This window comes from Ideonella sp. FW305-24 (assembly GCF_058788035.1).
Genome location: NZ_JBYTAI010000003.1, coordinates 350415 through 366886, shown reverse-complemented (window position 1 = coordinate 366886; position 16472 = coordinate 350415). Strand labels below are relative to the sequence as shown.

Annotated in this window: 19 protein-coding genes and 1 pseudogene; 10 read left to right on the top strand and 10 right to left on the bottom strand. The window is 64.5% G+C overall.

Annotated elements, in window-relative coordinates; all coding sequences use genetic code 11:
- Positions 1-73 precede the first annotated feature (73 nt).
- Positions 74-958, top strand: a complete 885-nt coding sequence (locus tag AC3WR5_RS10620; protein WP_492484193.1) for a DUF932 domain-containing protein — start codon at positions 74-76, stop codon at positions 956-958.
- Positions 959-1065: 107 nt separating this feature from the next.
- A complete protein-coding gene (locus tag AC3WR5_RS10615) occupies positions 1066-1419 on the top strand; it encodes a DUF7673 family protein (protein WP_492484191.1) in 354 nt (117 codons plus the stop codon).
- A gap of 41 nt (positions 1420-1460) precedes the next feature.
- Here the strand turns inward: AC3WR5_RS10615 and AC3WR5_RS10610 are convergent, their stop codons facing one another.
- From AC3WR5_RS10610 to AC3WR5_RS10590, 5 genes are all read right to left on the bottom strand, one after another.
- Complete coding sequence (locus AC3WR5_RS10610) at positions 1461-1784, bottom strand: type II toxin-antitoxin system RelE/ParE family toxin (protein ID WP_492484587.1); 324 nt, start codon at positions 1782-1784, stop codon at positions 1461-1463.
- On the bottom strand, positions 1781-2059 hold the full coding sequence (locus AC3WR5_RS10605; protein WP_492484189.1) for a ribbon-helix-helix domain-containing protein: 279 nt from the start codon (positions 2057-2059) through the stop codon (positions 1781-1783). The genes AC3WR5_RS10610 and AC3WR5_RS10605 overlap by 4 nt, the downstream gene beginning before the upstream one ends.
- Positions 2060-2149: 90 nt before the next feature.
- The gene (locus AC3WR5_RS10600; protein ID WP_492484187.1) at positions 2150-2611 is read right to left on the bottom strand and encodes a hypothetical protein; all 462 of its coding nucleotides are present in this window, start codon (positions 2609-2611) and stop codon (positions 2150-2152) included.
- Positions 2608-3318, bottom strand: coding sequence for a StbB family protein (gene stbB, locus AC3WR5_RS10595; RefSeq protein ID WP_492484185.1), 711 nt, complete (start codon positions 3316-3318; stop codon positions 2608-2610). The genes AC3WR5_RS10600 and stbB overlap by 4 nt, the downstream gene beginning before the upstream one ends.
- Before the next feature lies 1 nt (position 3319).
- On the bottom strand, positions 3320-3685 hold the full coding sequence (locus AC3WR5_RS10590; protein WP_492484183.1) for a hypothetical protein: 366 nt from the start codon (positions 3683-3685) through the stop codon (positions 3320-3322).
- 201 nt (positions 3686-3886) lie between these two features.
- Between AC3WR5_RS10590 and AC3WR5_RS10585 the strand changes: the two genes are divergently transcribed.
- Positions 3887-4462, top strand: a complete 576-nt coding sequence (locus tag AC3WR5_RS10585) for a hypothetical protein (RefSeq protein WP_492484181.1) — start codon at positions 3887-3889, stop codon at positions 4460-4462.
- A gap of 15 nt (positions 4463-4477) precedes the next feature.
- On the top strand, positions 4478-5452 hold the full coding sequence (locus AC3WR5_RS10580; protein WP_492484179.1) for a relaxase/mobilization nuclease domain-containing protein: 975 nt from the start codon (positions 4478-4480) through the stop codon (positions 5450-5452).
- 119 nt (positions 5453-5571) lie between these two features.
- On the opposite strand, the gene AC3WR5_RS10575 is transcribed toward AC3WR5_RS10580, so the two are convergent.
- Together AC3WR5_RS10575 and AC3WR5_RS10570 are read right to left on the bottom strand one after the other, a co-directional pair.
- Positions 5572-6597 carry a nucleotidyl transferase AbiEii/AbiGii toxin family protein gene (locus tag AC3WR5_RS10575; RefSeq protein ID WP_492484177.1) on the bottom strand — a complete coding sequence of 342 codons (1026 nt, stop codon included), beginning with the start codon at positions 6595-6597 and terminating at the stop codon, positions 5572-5574.
- Positions 6590-7186 (bottom strand): DUF6088 family protein, encoded by a 597-nt coding sequence (locus tag AC3WR5_RS10570; protein WP_492484175.1) that lies wholly within the window; start codon positions 7184-7186, stop codon positions 6590-6592. Before AC3WR5_RS10570 ends, AC3WR5_RS10575 begins: the two co-directional genes overlap by 8 nt.
- 136 nt (positions 7187-7322) lie before the next feature.
- Here AC3WR5_RS10570 and AC3WR5_RS10565 point away from each other — a divergent pair, with 136 nt between their 5' ends.
- From AC3WR5_RS10565 to AC3WR5_RS10540, 6 genes are all read left to right on the top strand, one after another.
- The gene (locus AC3WR5_RS10565) at positions 7323-7922 is read left to right on the top strand and encodes a hypothetical protein (RefSeq protein WP_492484173.1); all 600 of its coding nucleotides are present in this window, start codon (positions 7323-7325) and stop codon (positions 7920-7922) included.
- On the top strand, positions 7919-9025 hold the full coding sequence (locus AC3WR5_RS10560) for a helix-turn-helix domain-containing protein (protein ID WP_492484171.1): 1107 nt from the start codon (positions 7919-7921) through the stop codon (positions 9023-9025). Before AC3WR5_RS10565 ends, AC3WR5_RS10560 begins: the two co-directional genes overlap by 4 nt.
- Positions 9026-9080: 55 nt before the next feature.
- Entirely contained in the window at positions 9081-9635 is a 555-nt protein-coding gene (locus tag AC3WR5_RS10555; protein ID WP_492484169.1) for a PDDEXK family nuclease, read from the top strand.
- Between the two features lie 140 nt (positions 9636-9775).
- A complete protein-coding gene (locus AC3WR5_RS10550) occupies positions 9776-10987 on the top strand; it encodes an ABC-three component system protein (protein ID WP_492484167.1) in 1212 nt (403 codons plus the stop codon).
- A gap of 2 nt (positions 10988-10989) precedes the next feature.
- Positions 10990-11484, top strand: a complete 495-nt coding sequence (locus AC3WR5_RS10545; RefSeq protein WP_492484165.1) for a three component ABC system middle component — start codon at positions 10990-10992, stop codon at positions 11482-11484.
- Positions 11484-13469 carry a DUF3732 domain-containing protein gene (locus AC3WR5_RS10540; RefSeq protein WP_492484163.1) on the top strand — a complete coding sequence of 662 codons (1986 nt, stop codon included), beginning with the start codon at positions 11484-11486 and terminating at the stop codon, positions 13467-13469. Before AC3WR5_RS10545 ends, AC3WR5_RS10540 begins: the two co-directional genes overlap by 1 nt.
- A 1-nt stretch (position 13470) precedes the next feature.
- On the opposite strand, the pseudogene AC3WR5_RS10535 reads toward AC3WR5_RS10540, so the two are convergent.
- The 3 genes and pseudogenes from AC3WR5_RS10535 to AC3WR5_RS10525 all read right to left on the bottom strand — a co-directional run.
- Positions 13471-13644: pseudogene (locus tag AC3WR5_RS10535) on the bottom strand (IS21 family transposase); the annotation flags it as partial.
- Positions 13645-14057: 413 nt separating this feature from the next.
- Entirely contained in the window at positions 14058-15302 is a 1245-nt protein-coding gene (locus AC3WR5_RS10530; protein WP_492484161.1) for a DUF1173 domain-containing protein, read from the bottom strand.
- Positions 15303-15312: 10 nt separating this feature from the next.
- Positions 15313-16455: an LPD7 domain-containing protein gene (locus AC3WR5_RS10525; protein WP_492484159.1), complete on the bottom strand. Its 1143-nt coding sequence runs from the start codon at positions 16453-16455 to the stop codon at positions 15313-15315.
- Positions 16456-16472: the final 17 nt, after the last annotated feature.

Below are 16472 nucleotides of genomic sequence, written 5' to 3'. Positions count from 1 at the left end.
GCCACGTAGGCCCGTCAGGCCACCGAACCGCGTCCGCCCTTCGTCCCCCATTTGCCGATCGAAGGAAATCATCATGTACTCGACCCCGACGACTCCCGCATTGGTCACCCGCTTTGCCCGCGACACCCGCGTGATGCGTGGCGATCAAGCGCTGAGCGAAGACCAGATGCGCGCCGCAGCGCCGTCCATCTTCGCCGAGGGCAAGCACGCCAGCCGCTCCGAGCGCTACACCTACATTCCGACCATCGACGTGCTGCGCGGCCTGCGCAAGGAGGGCTTCGAGCCCTTCATGGTGGCGCAGGGCAAAAGCCGCATCGAAGGCAAGAGTGCGTTCACCAAGCACATGATCCGCATGCGCCACCTTCGTGACGGCAGTGGTCAGCTGAGCACGCGCGCCGAGGCCAACGAGATCATCCTGATCAACAGCCACGACGGCGCCAGCTCGTACCAGATGCTCGCCGGCTTGTTCAGGTTCGTCTGCTGCAACGGCCTGATCGTGGGCGACGTGGTGGACGACATCCGCATCCCGCACAAAGGCAACATCCAGGGCGAAGTGATCGAAGGCGCCTTCCGCGTGCTCGACGAGTTCGAAGCGGTCACCGAGCACACCGAGGCGATGAAGGCGCTGCAGTTGCAGCCGCCCGAGGAGATTGCCTTTGCAAACGCCGCCCTGGCGCTGCGCTTCGGGGAGCGTGGCGCGGACGAGACCGGTGCGCAGCGTCCCGCGCCTGTTACGGCCGAGCAGCTGATTGAGGCGCGTCGGCCCGAGGACATCGGCCACAGCCTGTGGACCACGTTCCAGCGGGTCCAGGAGAACGTGATCCGTGGTGGACAGCCCGGCCGCAGCGCGCAAGGGCGCCGCCTGCAGACCCGGCCGGTGGGCAGCATCGACCGCGGCGTGAGCCTCAACCGCGCGCTGTGGATGCTGGCCGAGGAGATGCGCAAGCTTAAGAGCTGAACCACCCGGCAACGCGCGCCAGATTTCTCTCCGAATCTGGCGCGCAGTTGGCAACGCGCCGGCCCGACCGTCGGACGGCCATCGTTTCCGAAACCATGGAGCCACGCATGAACCCCGATGCCATCCATGCTGAGATCGCGCTGTGCGAGTCCCGATCGCACCTGGCCACCCAAGCAGCCGCGCCCGCATTCGCGCGGCTGCTCAAGTTGGCCGAGGAACGCGACTCCGGCCAGATCCCACGCATCGCGCGCTTCCTTGCGGCCACCTACAACGGTCAGGCCTTCTCATTCGACCTGTTCGAACTGCGCGCCGTCGACATTGCCATCAGCGACGACATGCTGACCTGCCTGGACGCACTGCGGTGGGCGCGCGCGGATCTGCACACGCTGGTGACGGACGGTGACGCACGCGTGCGCGCCGTGATCGACCGCTGGGGCCTGCAGTGGCCGGCCAGCATCTGACGGCCGCGCCGTCTCGGCCCGACGCGGGCGCTGCGCTCGATTCAGTCTTCCCAACGTTCCGTCAAAGCGCCTTCGTGGTCCTGTCCGCCATGGAACACGCCGACGATGGCGACCGTCCTGGTCTCATCGTCGACGGTGTAGGCGATCACGGTGCGCCCCCTGTGGTGCGTGAGCCGCAGGCCTGGGCGGATGTCCTCCCGTGACACGCCCCGGTGAGGGAACAGTGCGAGCTGTTCGCAGGTCGTGACGACCGCGTCCGTGTAGCGCTGTGCTGTGTTCGGCGAGGCGTGTTCCGCGATGTACAGGAACAGCGCCTCGAGTTGGTCAGTCGCCTCCGGGGCGAAGACGACGAGATGTGGCCTCAGGTTTTCGCTGATACCTTCTTGTGCGCGGCGGCCAGTCGCGCCTTGACGGCGTTGACCCCGACCGCACGTGACGGGGCGGCCTTGAGTGCGTCGTAGGCGGTGGCCACATCCTTGCGCAACCAGTCCTCGACGGCGCGATCTCGCGCCAGCAGCGTGCGCAAGCCGTCGCGTATCACTTCGCTCTCGGTGGCGTACTCGCCTGAGGCCACCTTGGCGCGCACGGCGTCGGCCATCTCGTTGGGCAGCGTGATGCTGAACTGCTGTGTCGAGCGCATGGCAATCCTTGCGGTTTTCGTAGGATTTAATCCTACACCAGGTCGGCCGCGTCGCTGTGTCCATGACGCCGGCATCCGCCGATCCGGCTGTCAAAGGCGTGCCCACAGCCATGCTGCCGCCCAGGTCAAAATGAAGGTCGCTGCGGCGGTCGCCGCGTACGTCAGCCAAAGCTCAAAGGGACTGGCGCGCTTTTCGGCAGGCGGCAGCTGTTGGGCCACGAGGCGCTGCAGGGCAGGGCCCAGCTCATCGCGGAGGACGGTTCGGGCCGCCGCCTCCATGGCCTGGGTGTGTGCGCTGAGCGTGCGACCTGCCATTTCGTCGGTGCGACGGGCGATGTGCTTGATGGCCTGAGCCTTCGCATTCTCCGTGATGCCCGTCATGCGGCTCTCGAAGTCGGTGACCTGGCTGGCCAGCTCCGTGCTCGCGTTGATCAGTGCGAGTCGGCCGGCGTCCAATGTGGCGGCCACGGCTTCCACCCGGTCCAGCAAGGCCGCCACCTCGCCCAGCGTCTCGACGATGAGCGCTTCGCGTGCAGTGCTCGGGCCGCTCATGTCGAGACGGGTTCCAACTCGAGCGCCGTAAAGCACGCGTCGAGCTCCGGCACCACCCCGCGGGCGAGCCGGCGGGTCGCGAGTTTCTGGGCGAGCGCGAGTTTTGCGTCGGTGGTCTTCGCCTGGGTGATCAGCGCCTTGTAGTCGGTGTCATCGCTGGCCAGCGCGGCCAAGTCCACGCCATTGCCCTTGATCCGGCTGTAAACCTCGTTTGTGCCCAAGCGGCAGTGTGTCGAGGCGTTCGCGACGGGACACCGTTCAAGGAAGGCCAGCAGGTGCTCGAAGGCCTGGGCTACTTCGATCCCCTCGTCGACCCTGTTGAAGACCAGCTTCAGCCGCGACGGTGGGACGCCCGACCGGGACAGTTCGCCCAAGGTGGCCATGGTGTCTTCCTGCTGCTTGAGTTCGGGGACCGTGGGCACGACAAAGAAGTCGAAATCTTCATGGCTGCCTTGGTACCTGCGCATCAGCGCCATCAGGTCTTCGACGTTGCTGGCGCCGATGTCCACGACAAGGTTGTCCACGGTCTGCATGTACTCCTGCAGTTCGCCGAACTGCCGCCCGCGCAGGGCTTGGCCCTGGTTCTCGTCGGCATTCAGGCTCTCGACGGAGATCAGCTCGGCACTGGCGATGCGCGGCAGCAGCAGATGCCGCGAGATCGTCGACTTGCCCACGTTGCCGGAAAAATTGATGACGGCAATCTTCATGTCAGCTCCTGTTGCGAAAGAGAGGGTTGGTGATGCGGCTCTTCATGAACTCGGCGGCCATTTCCTTGCCGCTTTGCTGGCCGCCGGCGGCCGGGAGGCGAGGGGAGGGCGGCGACGGCGATGCTTCGGCTTCAAGACGGGTGGTGCGCGAAACAGCGGCGCGCGAATCTGTCGGCCGAGTCGGCTTTGTGAGGCGGGCCACTTCGCGCTGAACAGTGCTCTTGTGCACGGACAGGCCGACATCGGTCAGCGCTTGGTGAATGGCCTTGCTGCTGTAGCCTTCCATGACCAGCCTGGCGATCTCTTCGGCGAAGGCGCGCGCCTTGCGGTTCGGTCGGCCGGGGGCGATGGTGGGGTTCAGCTTCACTGGACATCGGTGAGGTTCGGTTTGACGTAGTTTTTGTCGGATTGGCGTGCTTTGCGATGCAGCATTTCGGCCCGAATCTCGCTGCTCAGCCGGCTCGTTCGAGGCCAATACTGGGTTCCAAGGTGAGTGCAGAGATAGGCGGCCTGCCGCCAGTTTCACAAGCGCTTCGCGCCCCTCCCGCTGTTGCTCATCGGTCGCCCCATGAACACCACTGCCCACGACTTCGTCACCGTCGACATGCGCGGATTGAAGGCCACGCTGGTGGCACGCGCACATGCGGACCGCGTGAACGTGTCGGTGCTGGTGCGCCGCGCGGTGGCACGCGAACTCGGGCTGCCAGTCGAGTGCGATGCACGGCAGATGCAAGTGGCCAGCCAGGCCGCTTCAAACGCTACCAGCGTCAAGCTGTCGATTCGCATGACGGCCGAGGAAGCGCGACAACTCGCCGCCGGTGCGCGCGCGGCGGGCCTGTCGCGCGGTGCGTACCTGGCGGGTCTCATTGCCAACGTGCCTGTGCTGTCCGCCGGCGGCGGCCGTGCTGAGCACATTGCCGCCCTCATGACGTCCAGCGCCGAACTGTCGACCCTCAGCCGGAACGTCCACCGCCTGACGGCGCTGCTGCGCCAGGCCAACGTGGAGCCCGCCAGGCCCTACCGAGAGATGCTGGACACGCTGGCCAGTGACGTGCGCCGCCACCTGGAGTTGGCCGCTCGCGTGTTGGCCGACCTGCAGCCGCGCAGCCGCGGCGCCGCTTCCTCAGCTCGCGATTCTTGTTGACCAAAGGAGATTGCAGTGGCTCAACCGCCCAACATCGACGGCGTCCTGATCACCTGGGGCGACCGCCTGTTCTATCCCGGCAACCGGGTGGTCAACGTGAAGCCACAGCCGAGGCTGGGCGGTGACGCGGCACGTTCATGCGCCGCCGCCATCCGCAAACGCATCGAGGCAACGGTGGTTCGGCGAGCGCCGCAGGTGATGGTTAAGGTGACGGGAGGCGGGCGCGGCATGCGGGCCATCGCGGCCCACTTTCGCTACATCAGCAAGAACGGTCGGCTGGAGATCGAGGACCAACGCGGCGAGACGATGCGGGGAAAGGACACCTTGCACGAACTGGCAGACGAGTGGCGCTTTGGTGGCTCCCTGATTCCCGATGACGCTCAACCTGGCCATCGGCGCGAGGCATTCAACATCATGTTGTCGATGCCACGTGGCACGGACCCGCTGACGGTCCAGCGCGCTGCGAGGGAGTTCGCGCAAGCCGAGCTGGCGGATCACAAGTACGTGATGGTGCTGCACGACCACCAGGCCAACCCGCACGTTCACATCAGCGTGCGGGCCGAGTCCAGGCAGGGTAAGCGCCTGAACCCGCGAAAGGCAGACCTGCATCGCTGGCGGGAGACCTTCGCGGAGAAGCTGCGAGGCCATGGCGTGGACGCGGAGGCGACGAGGCAGGCGACGCGCGGGCGGGCGCGCAACTACGACCCGCTGTGGCGCATCAAGGCGAAGGAAGAAGGGCGGTTGCGCCTGACGCGACAGGCCGAGAGCCGTGGTGGCGGGGCGACGGTGCAGCGCGATGCTGCCATCAGAGCGTGGGGGGAGATTTCGCGGGCGTTGGCGTCGTCCGTTGAAAAATCCGATCGCGGCTTGGCAATTTTGATCGAGGAGTACGTGGAAGCGATGAGTGGCGAGCCGAGGCCGCACCGCGGAGGCGCCGGCCTCATGCCGAATGAACCCACCAGGGCTGGCGGGCAGGGCCATGAGAGGTAACGCTTTCGCTTTCCTGGCCGCGGCGGCGTGAACCGTGCAGATTCTTGAGAGGTCCTGCGATGTGTAAGGTCAGCCCACCAAGCGCCGAGGCAGCCTGGCCATTCCACATGGCCGGCCGCTCAAAGCTTCGCAGCTTCGTTAGCCTTTGCAGCCACTTCCGCGCAGGCCTTCATGAGGTCTTCGAAAGGAAGGGCGTCCCCCACCATGACTTGATCTTCGAGCATGCTGGCGTAGTCGGCAGCGAGGGCCTCGCGTGCGGCCCCTTCCGGCACGACCTGCAGGGTGCCTGCGCTGGCGGCGAGGTAGTCGATCGCATTGCCCGCAGCATCCTTCTCGGGGAAGAAATACGACTTGTGCTCAGCGACCGCGCGCGCGACTTCGCGATCCTTGACAACGGCCTCGAAGTGCGAGCTCCGCATGATGGCGGCCAGGTCGTGCCAGTGCCGCGCATAGCGCTCGCCGCGGATCCGGCCTTGGGCGCAGTAGACGTGCGTGGCAGTCGCTTTCTCCCAGAAGGTCCGGGCGACGCTCATGACCACCGGGGACGCGGTCGGAAACGCCACGCGATCGACGTGGCCGTCGATGTCACATGTGACCGGCATGGCCGCGTGCGGCTCGCCCGTCGCTCGGCCTCCAAACTCCAATGTGACGACCGGAGCGACATACCCGGTCCCTTGCTTGATCGCCGGGTAGTGAAGCAGCAGCTTGTCCTTGTCTGCACCTGCAACTTCCAGCTTCGCACCTAGCTTCGCCTGGTCAAGCGCATTCTGAATCACGGGCTGCACTGTGCCAGCGATCCACTCCGGAAGCCGGTCGCGCACGGCTTTCGTCCACTTGCTGGCCTGGCTGCGGCTGGCCGGCAAAAACTCCTCGCCTCCCGTCAGGTCGGCGATCAGCTTGCGGATGTCGTACGTCAGGTCGAGGTCTTCCGAGAACCTGTCGATGATTTTGTAGGCCTTGGAGAGCGACGTGCCGCCCTTGAACGTCAGGTCAGCACCAACCGGCGATCCGAACAGCGTGTCGAGCGTCCAGACGACCCAGACGTCCTTCTCCAGCAGATGGGCCGGGCGGCCGGTCCGCTCCCGGCCCACTTCGAGGACTTCGGCCCGGTCCGCGTCGCTGAGGGAGAGGTAGGACTCAGCCACGAATCGCCTCTTCGCCGATCGCCCTGGCCATCCATGAGGGCAGGCCGGCACGCCCTGACGTCAGCGCCTGCCATTCCGTGGACGAAAGCGTTCGCCGCAAGGCGGCCAACGACTCGTGCACATGCGACGGGCCCATCCAGGCCAGCGCCCGCACGGCCGCACCGGCTTGGCTGGCCCCGAGCGCCAGCATCCAGCGGGGGGCGTGCTTGACCGTCACCTCGTAGCGGCCCAGCTTCAGCTTGCGACTGCGCCCCGAGGTCAGATAGACCTCGCGAATCGGCACTTGCTGGGTCAGGCCCAGCGCGTTGGCCGCGTTGGCGCCGTGCGGCGTAACCACCTCACCACTTTGTGCGGCCAGCGACTGCACGACCTTCTCGGGAGCCGGTGCGCGTGTCCCGAACCGGCTGGAAACCGGTGTGACGTAGGTGCCTCGCGCCACCCGAAGCAACTTGCCTTCCTTAGTAAGCCGCGAGAGGGCCTGATCAACCGCGGCTCGGCTCCCAAGGTGCAGAAACTCCTTGGGCGACACCAACCCGCCCTCGGGCAGGGACTCGGCATGCGACAGGATGGAGCGGGGGAGCGTGCTCATGGCTGAACCTCTTGAGTCAGAATTTTATCGCCGTTTCTGACATTTTGCTTTGGCTCCAGATCGGTTGAGGCAGGGAGGTTGACGAACGAGAAAATTCGCACCAAACTGCAGTTGACGATTCTTCGGATTTGCACAAATGACCCTGCCGCTGCCTGCCGTCTTCAATCCCGCCCTTTCCTCGGACCGTCTCCAGGAGGTAGCGTTGTGGCTGCTGGACGAGCTCTACGCGACGGAGGACGACCTGTCGCGCTCGACCGACAACGGCTACACGCGGGGATGCACGACGTTTGGCCGGCAGCGCAGCCGCATCGTGGCCGAAGCTGCGTCCGGCAAGCATTCCTGGCTTGGCCTGCCCAACGGCAACAACGACGTCGTCCTCGCGATCGGCGGTGTGCCGTGCCGGTTCAGCAACGACGATCCTTCCAACCCGTCCAAGGATGCGGTGCTGACGGCGAATCGCTATCAGGCGGATTTCCTCGAGTTCGTCAGCCCGGGCGAGCCGGGCCGGTTCTGCTTCATCATCGATCGCGGCCATGACGGGGCTGCTGAACCGCGCGTCGAGTTCCTGGGGTTCACGCCCAGCGGCGAGATTGCATGCCGCTGGGTTTCCGATGCCGTGCGTGTGCTGCGGGTGGAAGGCGAGCAGCCCTTGGCGCCCACGGTGCCCGTCGGCAAGCCGCAGATCGCGCCCAAGCGCCGCGACGAAGGCGACGCGGCCGCAGAAGCCGTTCGATGAGCACCTGGTTCATTGGGAGCAATCTGCGACTGGTCCGTTTGTTCCACGACCTGTCGCTCACGGACCTGGGCGACAAGGTCGGCGTCTCCAAGCAGTTTCTGAGCCGCGTCGAAACCGGGGCGGAAGCCGCCTCGGCGCAACTCCAAGCCAGTCTGGCTCAAGAACTGCAGGTGCTGCCCGACTTCTTCCATTGCATCGATACCAATCCTATCGCCGACGAGCAGTGTCATTTCCGCCGGCAGCTCACGACCAAGGTCGCGTTGCGCCAGGTCGCCCGTGCTCGTGGGGAGATGCTCAAGCGCCTGGTCGGCGTGCTCGATGAGCACGTCGAGCTACCGTCGTACCAGGTGAAGGAGGCGGACGCGGAGACGGCCGAGGCCATCGAGCGTGCTGCAGAGATCTTCCGGTCACTGTTCGGCCTGGGTATGGGGCCGCTGAGCAGCGTGACGCGAATCGCGGAGAACGCGGGCGCCGTCGTGATGCGCGTGCGTGGGCTGGCCCCCGAGATCGATGCGATCTCGTTTGCCACCAAGCGCCCTCTGATCGCCTTGAATGGTGACGGCCGCTCGGCCTGCCGCGAGCGCTTTGGCATCGCTCACGAACTGGGTCACTTTTCGCTGCACATCGGTGTCCTGACAGGCGATCGGCTCACCGAGACGCAGGCCAACCGTTTCGCGAGCGCGCTGCTGCTGCCGCGCAGCACGTTTGCCACGGAGTGCCGTCTCGCCCTTCGAGGCTCGCGGCTGAACTGGGCCGGCCTGTCGGAGTTGAAGCTTCGCTGGGGCGTCTCGAAGGCAGCGATCATCTTCCGGGCGCGCCAGCTTGGACTGTTCACCGAGGATCAGGCCAGAGCGGGGTACTTCGGACTGAACCGGCACGGCGAAGCCTTGCGCGAGACGGAAGATCACCTGATCGCCAATGAGGAGCCAGAGGTTGTCGTGGAGAGCCTGAAGGTCATGAGGGAGCATTTCGGCGTGCCCGAGGCTGCGGTCGCTCGCGAGATGCGGATACAGCCCCAGCTGTTGCAGACCTTGCTGGACAACGCCGCTGCCGAGCCATCGGCCAATGTTGTGCGGCTCGCGCCGCCCAAGATGGCCATCTAGCTGTCATCGATCTTTGCGTGTTGTGGGCTGACTCGCTGAAGGGAAAATCAAAAGCATGCAACCCATCGAAACCAACTACAAAGGGTTCCGATTCCGATCGAGGAGCGAAGCCAGGTGGGCTGTCTTCCTCGAAACGATTCAGATCGGCTGGCGCTACGAGGAGCAGAGCTTTGATCTTGATGGCACGCGCTACCTCCCGGACTTCTGGGTGCCGGACTGGAATGCGTGGATCGAGATCAAAGGCCCGAAACCCACGGCAGAGGAAATCGATAAGTGCCGGCTGTTGTCAGAGGCATCGGGAAAGCTTGTCCTTCTAATTTCCGGCGATCCATGGATTGAAGGCGAGCGAAAGCTCTATGACGTCATGCTGTTCTCGCAGCCCGTGGACCACCGGCACATGAGCGAGGGCTGGGAGTTCGGAGAAGGACGCCGCAACTCGCGCGAGATCTGGCTGGTCTCCGACGACCTCGGGGCATTCGCGCTCAATCCGATTCCCCACGAGGGTGATCACAAGTACCCGTTGTCGGGCAGCTACGCCTACCAGATCGTCGACGGGCTGAAGGCTGCGCGGGGCGCCAGGTTCGAACATGGCCAGTCCGGCGGGCCCTAGTCTCGTTGGCAGTGTCCACGTTTCAGGCGTGGGCCGCGCCGGGGCGTTGCTACATGCCTCACCTCAGAATTGGTGTTAGCGAAGATATGCGAGACCTGACCCAATTTGTATGATGATCGGAAAATATGGCGAGGGTGGATATGGCGAAGTCGAAGGGCGATGGATCGCCCCGTGCGAAGCGAAAGACCGAGGTGCCGGGGCAAGCCCTGGGCTACAGCCTTCAGTACACGCGCCTCACGCAACTCTTGCTGCAGGCGCCGGAGGGCAGCTTCTGTAGCATGGAGGTTCTCGACGACGTCGCTCAAGAGCATCCGAAGAAGGGCGTTCGCCTGATCCAAAGCAAGAGCGCCCTGACCGCGAATCCGGTCTCGGGCCGCGCAAAATCGCTCTGGAAGACCTTGTCGAACTGGGTCGAGGCGTCGGCCACCTGGGACTTCGAACTCGAGAAAACGATCTTCGAGATCTATGTTTCCCGCCCGGTGGGAGGTGCGATCGTCCAGTCCTTCGCTGATGCCAAGACGCTCGAGGCTGCGGGTGCGGCCATCGCCCGGGCTCGGGCGGAGCTGTGGGGCGAGGCGCCTGGCTTCCTGCTGAAAAGTGAACTGGCCGAAGACATCGCTCCCTACGTCGAGCGCGTGTTCAACGCTGACTTGGCGCGCCTGGCGCAGATCATCTGCAACTTCCAGCTCACCTGCGGGAGCGGCAGCCCGCATGCCGATGTCGAGGCCATCATTCGAAGCCATCCCGTGTCCGCTTCCAAGGTCATGGAGATTGCCGACCACATGTGCGGGGTCGTGAAGCGTCGAGTGGATGAGCATCTGGAGGCGGGGCGGCCGGCAGTCATCGGTCGCGATGAATTCGCTGGTTGGTACGCTGCCTACGTTCGCAAGGTTGATCGCGACATGGTCCTGCTCAGCCGCGCGCGGATGCCCAGCAAGGAGGAGTCTCGCGGTCTGCTGCCCAAGGTCTTTGTGCTGCAGTTGGAGATCATCGGGCTGTCGTTCGAAGACAAGCTGGAGGCCGTGAGCGATTACCTGATGGCCGCGGCTGACAGGACGGAATGGGCGGTGAGGGGCGAAGTGGACGAGACGTCGTTTGACGACCTGGATGCGGTCTTGAAACGCAGTTGGAAGAACAAGCGGCGAGCCGGCGGCATACAGCATGCCGGCAAAGCGGATGATCTTCAAGGGCAGGCGCTGTATTCCGAATGCATGGGGCTCAGCGTGCCCGTGCAGGCCATGGAGCCGCCGGACCACTTCATTCCTGGGTGCCTGCATCGATTGGCCGACGACATGTTGATCGGCTGGCATCCCACTTTCGAGCAAAAGCTCAAGGTCAAGAAGGCGGCTTAACGATGCTGGCACGGGAGGCGCAGAACGTTCAGAACCCCGCCCTGGGTGCCGCCGTTCTTTGGCGCTTCTGCTGCGGCTTTGTCGAGTCCCACCCTGCGAGCGACGCACCACGTCTGCCACTGCTTTTCTTGGTGCTGCCGATCGTGTTGCATCAAGCCACGGCAGAGCTCTTGCGGCGCACTCGATCGAGTTCCGGGCTTCGTGCCTACGCTGCCAAGTTCGGAGATTCGAGCGTCTCCAAGCAGGATGTCCTACTGCAGATCCATGAGCGGGCGATCCGCTGGCGCCGCCTCAGTCTCCAGTCGATCGAGCTGGCATCGGCTGGGCGGCTGGTGCACCTGTCCGAGGCGGGAGAAGTGGTTCCGTTGTCGCGCACCAAGGCGCGAGCACTCCCTGATGAGGTGAAGCAACTTCTGGCCGATGCGGAGAAGCTCGGCAAGTGGTGCGGGCAATTGACGCTGCACGAAGTGACAACAACGCTGAAAGTGAAGCTCTGATGTTCCTGCAGATTCGCGAGATCGTGCTTTGGCCGCGCAACGCTGATTTCAAGCCCCGGCGGCTTCCGTTCGAACTTGGAAAGGTCAACGTCATCAGCGGCGCGTCGCGTACCGGCAAGTCGGCCGTCATTCCCATCATCGACTACTGCCTGGGTGCCGGAACGTGCACCATCCCGGTCAACACCATCCGCAAGCACTGCGAATGGTTCGGTGTCGTTGTGGCCACCGCGCAGGGAGACAAGTTGCTGGCGCGCCGAGAGCCCGGCGCCCAACGCAGCACCGACGATATGTTCCTGCTGGAGGCAGATCGGATTACCGAGATTCCTCATCGTGTCGCCAAGAACACTAACGCCGATGCCGTGAAGCGGCTGCTTGATGAATTGGCGGGCCTCTCCAAGCTGGACTTCTCGGGCGGCGACGACTCGACCGGTTTCGATGGACGTCCCAGCTTCCGTGATTTGGCGGCGTTCACCTTCCAGCCGCAGAACGTCGTCGCCAACCCGGACGTTCTGTTCTTTAAGGCCAACACCTACGAGCACCGCGAGAAGCTGCGTAAGATTTTTCCCTATGTCATCGGAGCGGTGACGCCGGCCCTCATGGCGAAGCAGTTTGAGCTCGGGCGCGCTCGCCAAGAGCTGCGACGCAAAGAGCGGGAGCTGAAGGACGCGCAAGAAGTGTCGGCTCGCTGGCTCGCGGATCTGAAAGCCAAGTTCAGTGAAGCACAGGAACTGGGACTCGCGGCGCGACCAGAACAAGAGCTGTCGCGCGGACAGATGATCGAGCAGCTCGAGGAAGTGGTCGCCAGGACCGACCTGACGATTGCGGTGAGCACGTCCACCATCTCCAACGCGCTGAGCGAGCTCAGCGGGCTCGACGTGGAGGAGCGCGAGGTGTCCCGTGAGCTGACGACCTTGCGTCACCGGCTCGAGGAGATGAATCGCATGCGGGTCGGCGTCGACCAATACCAGGTCGCGCTCACGCTCCAACGTGGCCGCCTGCAGTTGTCGAGCTGGTTGGTCGAGCACACCGACGACCATGCCGACTGCCCCATGTGCGGCAGCTTTACCGACTCCGCGAAGAAGAAGCTCCAAGCGCTGTCCACGAGACTGCACGAAGTTGAGGCCGAGGCCGGCGTCGACAAGGAAGTGCCGGCAGCGTTCGATCGGGAGCTGCAGCGCGTGACCACAGAGGTTGGCCAGACGACCGAAAGGTTGCGGTCGGTGCAGATCCGCAAGCGTGCCTTGTCGGGACGTTCCGACGAAGCGCGGCAGCGCCAATTTGCGGCTCAACGCGCCGAGCGGTTCGTCGGTAACTTGGAGTCGGCTTTGGATCTCCATCGGCGGCTGGGCAGTGACAGTGAGTTGGTCGAGGAGGTGGCCCGCTTGAGGGATCTGGTGCGGCAGTTGGAAGGCGAGCTGCGTGAACAGGACGTTGAGTCGCGGAAGCGTCGAGCGTTAGCGGCCATCAACGGTTATGCGGGCAGACTGCTGCCGTCGCTTGACGTCGAGAATCCGCAGGATCCAATTTCCCTGGAAATTAATGACCTCACGATAAGGGTACATGGTTCGGACCGGGACGACTACCTCTCGGAAATCGGGAGCGGATCGAACTGGCTCGCCTACCACTTGGCGGTACTCCTTGCACTCCACCAGTACTTCTTGGCGCAGCGCAACAGCCCTGTTCCCGCGTTCCTTGTGCTGGACCAACCGAGCCAGGTGTATTTCCCCAAACGCGTGTTGGCCCGCACTGAAGGCGAGGAGACGGACGATGAGGAGCCGCGCCTGCGTGACGAGGACGTGGATGCCGTGCACATGGCCTTCGATGTCATGGGGAAGGTCGTGCTGAGCGCGAAAGGAAAGCTGCAGCTGATCGTGCTCGACCATGCGTCAGGGGACGTCTGGGGTGATGTCGAGGGCGTCGTCGGCCTTCCCGAGTGGCGCAACGGCATCAAACTCGTGCCCATGGACTGGCTCAGCGGCGGCTGATCAGCGCCAGCCCTTCCTCGCTCCAGTCGAACTGGTAGGCCTCGCGCAGTTCGAACGCCAGCGGGATGAAGGCGTTGGCCACCGCCGCCTGGCCTTCCTGCTCGCGCCAGGCGCGAATGAAGTCGGTCACCCGGCTGTAGCCGCCGGCATAGCCCGTGCCCTTGATCTCGGCATGTTGGCGCCGACCGAAAACTGAGCCACTTTTTGAAGGTAGTGATTGCGGTAGGGGGCGGCGCGACCGTGGCCATGGCCACGGTCAGGGGCAAAGGGCCGAAGGCGAGGCAAAGGCTTGCGCATGTCCATAGGACTGCCAAGCGGGCCCTCCAGACCTTCCTCCAGCCGGCCTCGGGGACGAGTTATTCCATGTTCCCTCGATGCGAACTGCAAACACCGGCAACAGGAACGAGGTTGTCGCTGTATATGGGCGTTTGGACATCAGCAGCTTTGGGGATGGGGCGTGGACGGGCAGAGTGAACCGCCCTGGGCTTCGCAGGGGCCGGTAGCCATCAACAAGACGGTCATGGCTTGGCCAGTGAGGACAATCGGTCTCGAACTCGGCTGGCGGGCACACAACCTATGCGAAGCCGGTCAGTTGCGGCGGATGAGCGATGCAGTTTGCATCGGAAAACAAGGCATCTGGACATCGGCTGCATGCCATGCCCAACTGAGACTGTCAGCATCGGCCTCGACGGTGCTGGCCCGCGGCTCCCGCAATGACCCTCGCAGTATGAACAAAGGAGCCGGTTTCGGCACTGCATCTGTCAGCACCACAACTGGTAGTCCTGCTTCTGAAGGCAAGTCGAATCGAAGACAGCTGATAAAGCGCCTGTTCTCGCCCGCAAGTGCGTCGAGGAGTTGGCACTCCGAAACGTCCTGAACCGGCAGCCATCGACGGTCCACCGGCATCAGGGACAGCTCCGCAATGGTTGGAATGCCGAGGCCGCTGATGCCGAACGTCGCGACGATCACCATGTGCAGCTCCGGTGCCGCGCCCCACATTGAGAGCTCCGAGCCGAATCGCCGCCGCACACGGCGATAGAGCGTGTCGTCGAACGCAAAAGCCTGGTCCGGCACATGCTTGATCAAGGCTCTCGCGCCGAAGCGCGCCGGCACCAGTTCCTTGAGTTCCGCAATGAGCAGCATCAGTCGCTGTGTCCCACCCGAGTCGGGTGCTGTGTGGGACCATCTTGCGACGCGGCGAGCGTTGATGGCCTCTCGTTGCTCGACACGGAACACCTCCGGCACATAGAGCCGACTTAGCAGTTCCGCTTGGTGAGCCAGTTTGCCTTCCGCCGCCTGCAGTAGATGATGCCGGACCGTGGCCCATGAGCGCTTTCCTTCGAAACCAGGATGCCAGTGCGTGAGCTCTGCCTGATCCCACAGGTAGTGCAGCAAGGCTCTCATGGACAGCCTGCTGCCACCTTTCACCGAACCCAAGCCGCCTTGGCGAGAGGCCGGGGCCTGCAGACGGCCGCCCAGCTTCGACAGTGAGAAGTCGAGCTTTAGCGTGGTGTTGCCGGTGGCCAGGTCTTCGGTGATGGCGGTGCCCATCTTCTGGCCAAGTCCCGAGAACGCTGGCGGAAGCTCGTAAGACGGGCAGGTTGGCGCGTGAAGGCTGCCGGTGTCCGGAAGACGCTTGACGATGTGGCCATCGGCCAGCCGGGCCACGTACATCTCGACCCCTTGGGCCACGCACATGCAGCGAGGCCGCATGCGTGCTGCATGGGCGTCGGCGATGGCCTCCGCAAGGCCGCGCGATCCGATTTCGAACCGTTGCCCACCTATTTCGTAGGTCGCAGTCGGCGCCGCGTCGCCGTTGGCCTCGCTGTCCACTGGCGTTGCCTCAACGAGCGGGCGTCGGCGCAGCGCGCTCGCGCGAACGCTGCAACTCGGGTGTTGGCATGACAACGGTTCGCTGCGAAGGCGCCGACTTGTCGTAGACCTTGACCTTGGGCGCCTCCCCGTTGCGAATGCGTTGGGCCAGCTTCTCGGCCGCCGCCGCCATCACGGCAGCGCGTTGCTTCTCAGGCACATTCTTGGCAACCAGCACCGCTTCGACGGCAGCCAGTACGGCCTTGCGGCTGCCGCTGCCTCGGGCGGAGGGCTTCTCGGTGGGCGGCGCTGCGAGGCGGCTGCTGGCATATCGAGTCGGCTCGATGCGATTGACCAGGCGCGCCTCGCGCTCGCGCTTGAGCACCTCCAGGTCACCCAGGTTCGGCTCGTAGCCCAGGGCCTTCACGCCACGCACCGACGCTTCCAGCCAGACCAGTCGCTTGAAGTCTTCGTTGCCCGAGACGCGCAGCGCCTTCCAGTTGCGGGCCTCGGCCACGTCGACCATCGAGCGCGCGACCGACGGGCTGTTGGTGTCCGTGGCCAGCCGAAACGGTGATTCCGTGAACGCCACGCGGGAGCTGTCACCGCGGAAGCGGTACTCGGTGCGGCCGATGGACACCTCGCCGACGGTCACCGGGGCGCGCTTGATGATGTAGCGCTCCATCAGCGCGGCTTCGAGGCGGGCGACGAGCGCGGCGCGTTCGGCTTGGCCATCCATTCTTGCGGCCTCCTTGACGACGTCCTGCTCAGGTTTCGCCGGGGTCTTGGCGGCTCCGGGCATGGTGACCACGTTTGCAGCTCTGGGCACCTCGTCGCGCGCCGGCAATGGGTCCAGAGGACGCTCGGGCGGCGCCGGGTGCGGCAGGCCGCGCTGCCACTCGCCGTTGACCTTCTGGATCGTTGTTCGCGCGCCGCTCTCGGCCACGGCTACAAATCGCGTGCTGCCGAGTCGATCGGCCTTGGCCACCATCTCCGGGAAGCTGTTGGCCCGGTAGGTGACCTCTGCGAAGGGGTCGCGCAATTCGAAGTGCTCGCTGGATTTGTCACTCGGTGCCTGGGTGCGGGAGGTGGCCTTTGAGATGCGGCTGGCAGGTTCCACGGTGCCACCCTGGGCCGGCGCGATCTGGCGAACGGGGGAGTTGTCTGAATCCATGGCGGCCTCGCAATGGT

Bases quoted from the DNA above. Each gene is read 5' to 3' on its own strand.
- AC3WR5_RS10620 (WP_492484193.1), top strand. From the start codon at position 74: ATGTACTCGACCCCGACGACTCCCGCATTGGTCACCCGCTTTGCCCGC.
- AC3WR5_RS10615 (WP_492484191.1), top strand. From the start codon at position 1,066: ATGAACCCCGATGCCATCCATGCTGAGATCGCGCTGTGCGAGTCCCGA.
- AC3WR5_RS10605 (WP_492484189.1), bottom strand. From the start codon at position 2,059: ATGCGCTCGACACAGCAGTTCAGCATCACGCTGCCCAACGAGATGGCC.
- AC3WR5_RS10600 (WP_492484187.1), bottom strand. From the start codon at position 2,611: ATGAGCGGCCCGAGCACTGCACGCGAAGCGCTCATCGTCGAGACGCTG.
- stbB (WP_492484185.1), bottom strand. From the start codon at position 3,318: ATGAAGATTGCCGTCATCAATTTTTCCGGCAACGTGGGCAAGTCGACG.
- AC3WR5_RS10585 (WP_492484181.1), top strand. From the start codon at position 3,887: ATGAACACCACTGCCCACGACTTCGTCACCGTCGACATGCGCGGATTG.
- AC3WR5_RS10570 (WP_492484175.1), bottom strand. From the start codon at position 7,186: ATGAGCACGCTCCCCCGCTCCATCCTGTCGCATGCCGAGTCCCTGCCC.
- AC3WR5_RS10565 (WP_492484173.1), top strand. From the start codon at position 7,323: ATGACCCTGCCGCTGCCTGCCGTCTTCAATCCCGCCCTTTCCTCGGAC.
- AC3WR5_RS10560 (WP_492484171.1), top strand. From the start codon at position 7,919: ATGAGCACCTGGTTCATTGGGAGCAATCTGCGACTGGTCCGTTTGTTC.
- AC3WR5_RS10555 (WP_492484169.1), top strand. From the start codon at position 9,081: ATGCAACCCATCGAAACCAACTACAAAGGGTTCCGATTCCGATCGAGG.
- AC3WR5_RS10550 (WP_492484167.1), top strand. From the start codon at position 9,776: ATGGCGAAGTCGAAGGGCGATGGATCGCCCCGTGCGAAGCGAAAGACC.
- AC3WR5_RS10545 (WP_492484165.1), top strand. From the start codon at position 10,990: ATGCTGGCACGGGAGGCGCAGAACGTTCAGAACCCCGCCCTGGGTGCC.
- AC3WR5_RS10540 (WP_492484163.1), top strand. From the start codon at position 11,484: ATGTTCCTGCAGATTCGCGAGATCGTGCTTTGGCCGCGCAACGCTGAT.
- AC3WR5_RS10525 (WP_492484159.1), bottom strand. From the start codon at position 16,455: ATGGATTCAGACAACTCCCCCGTTCGCCAGATCGCGCCGGCCCAGGGT.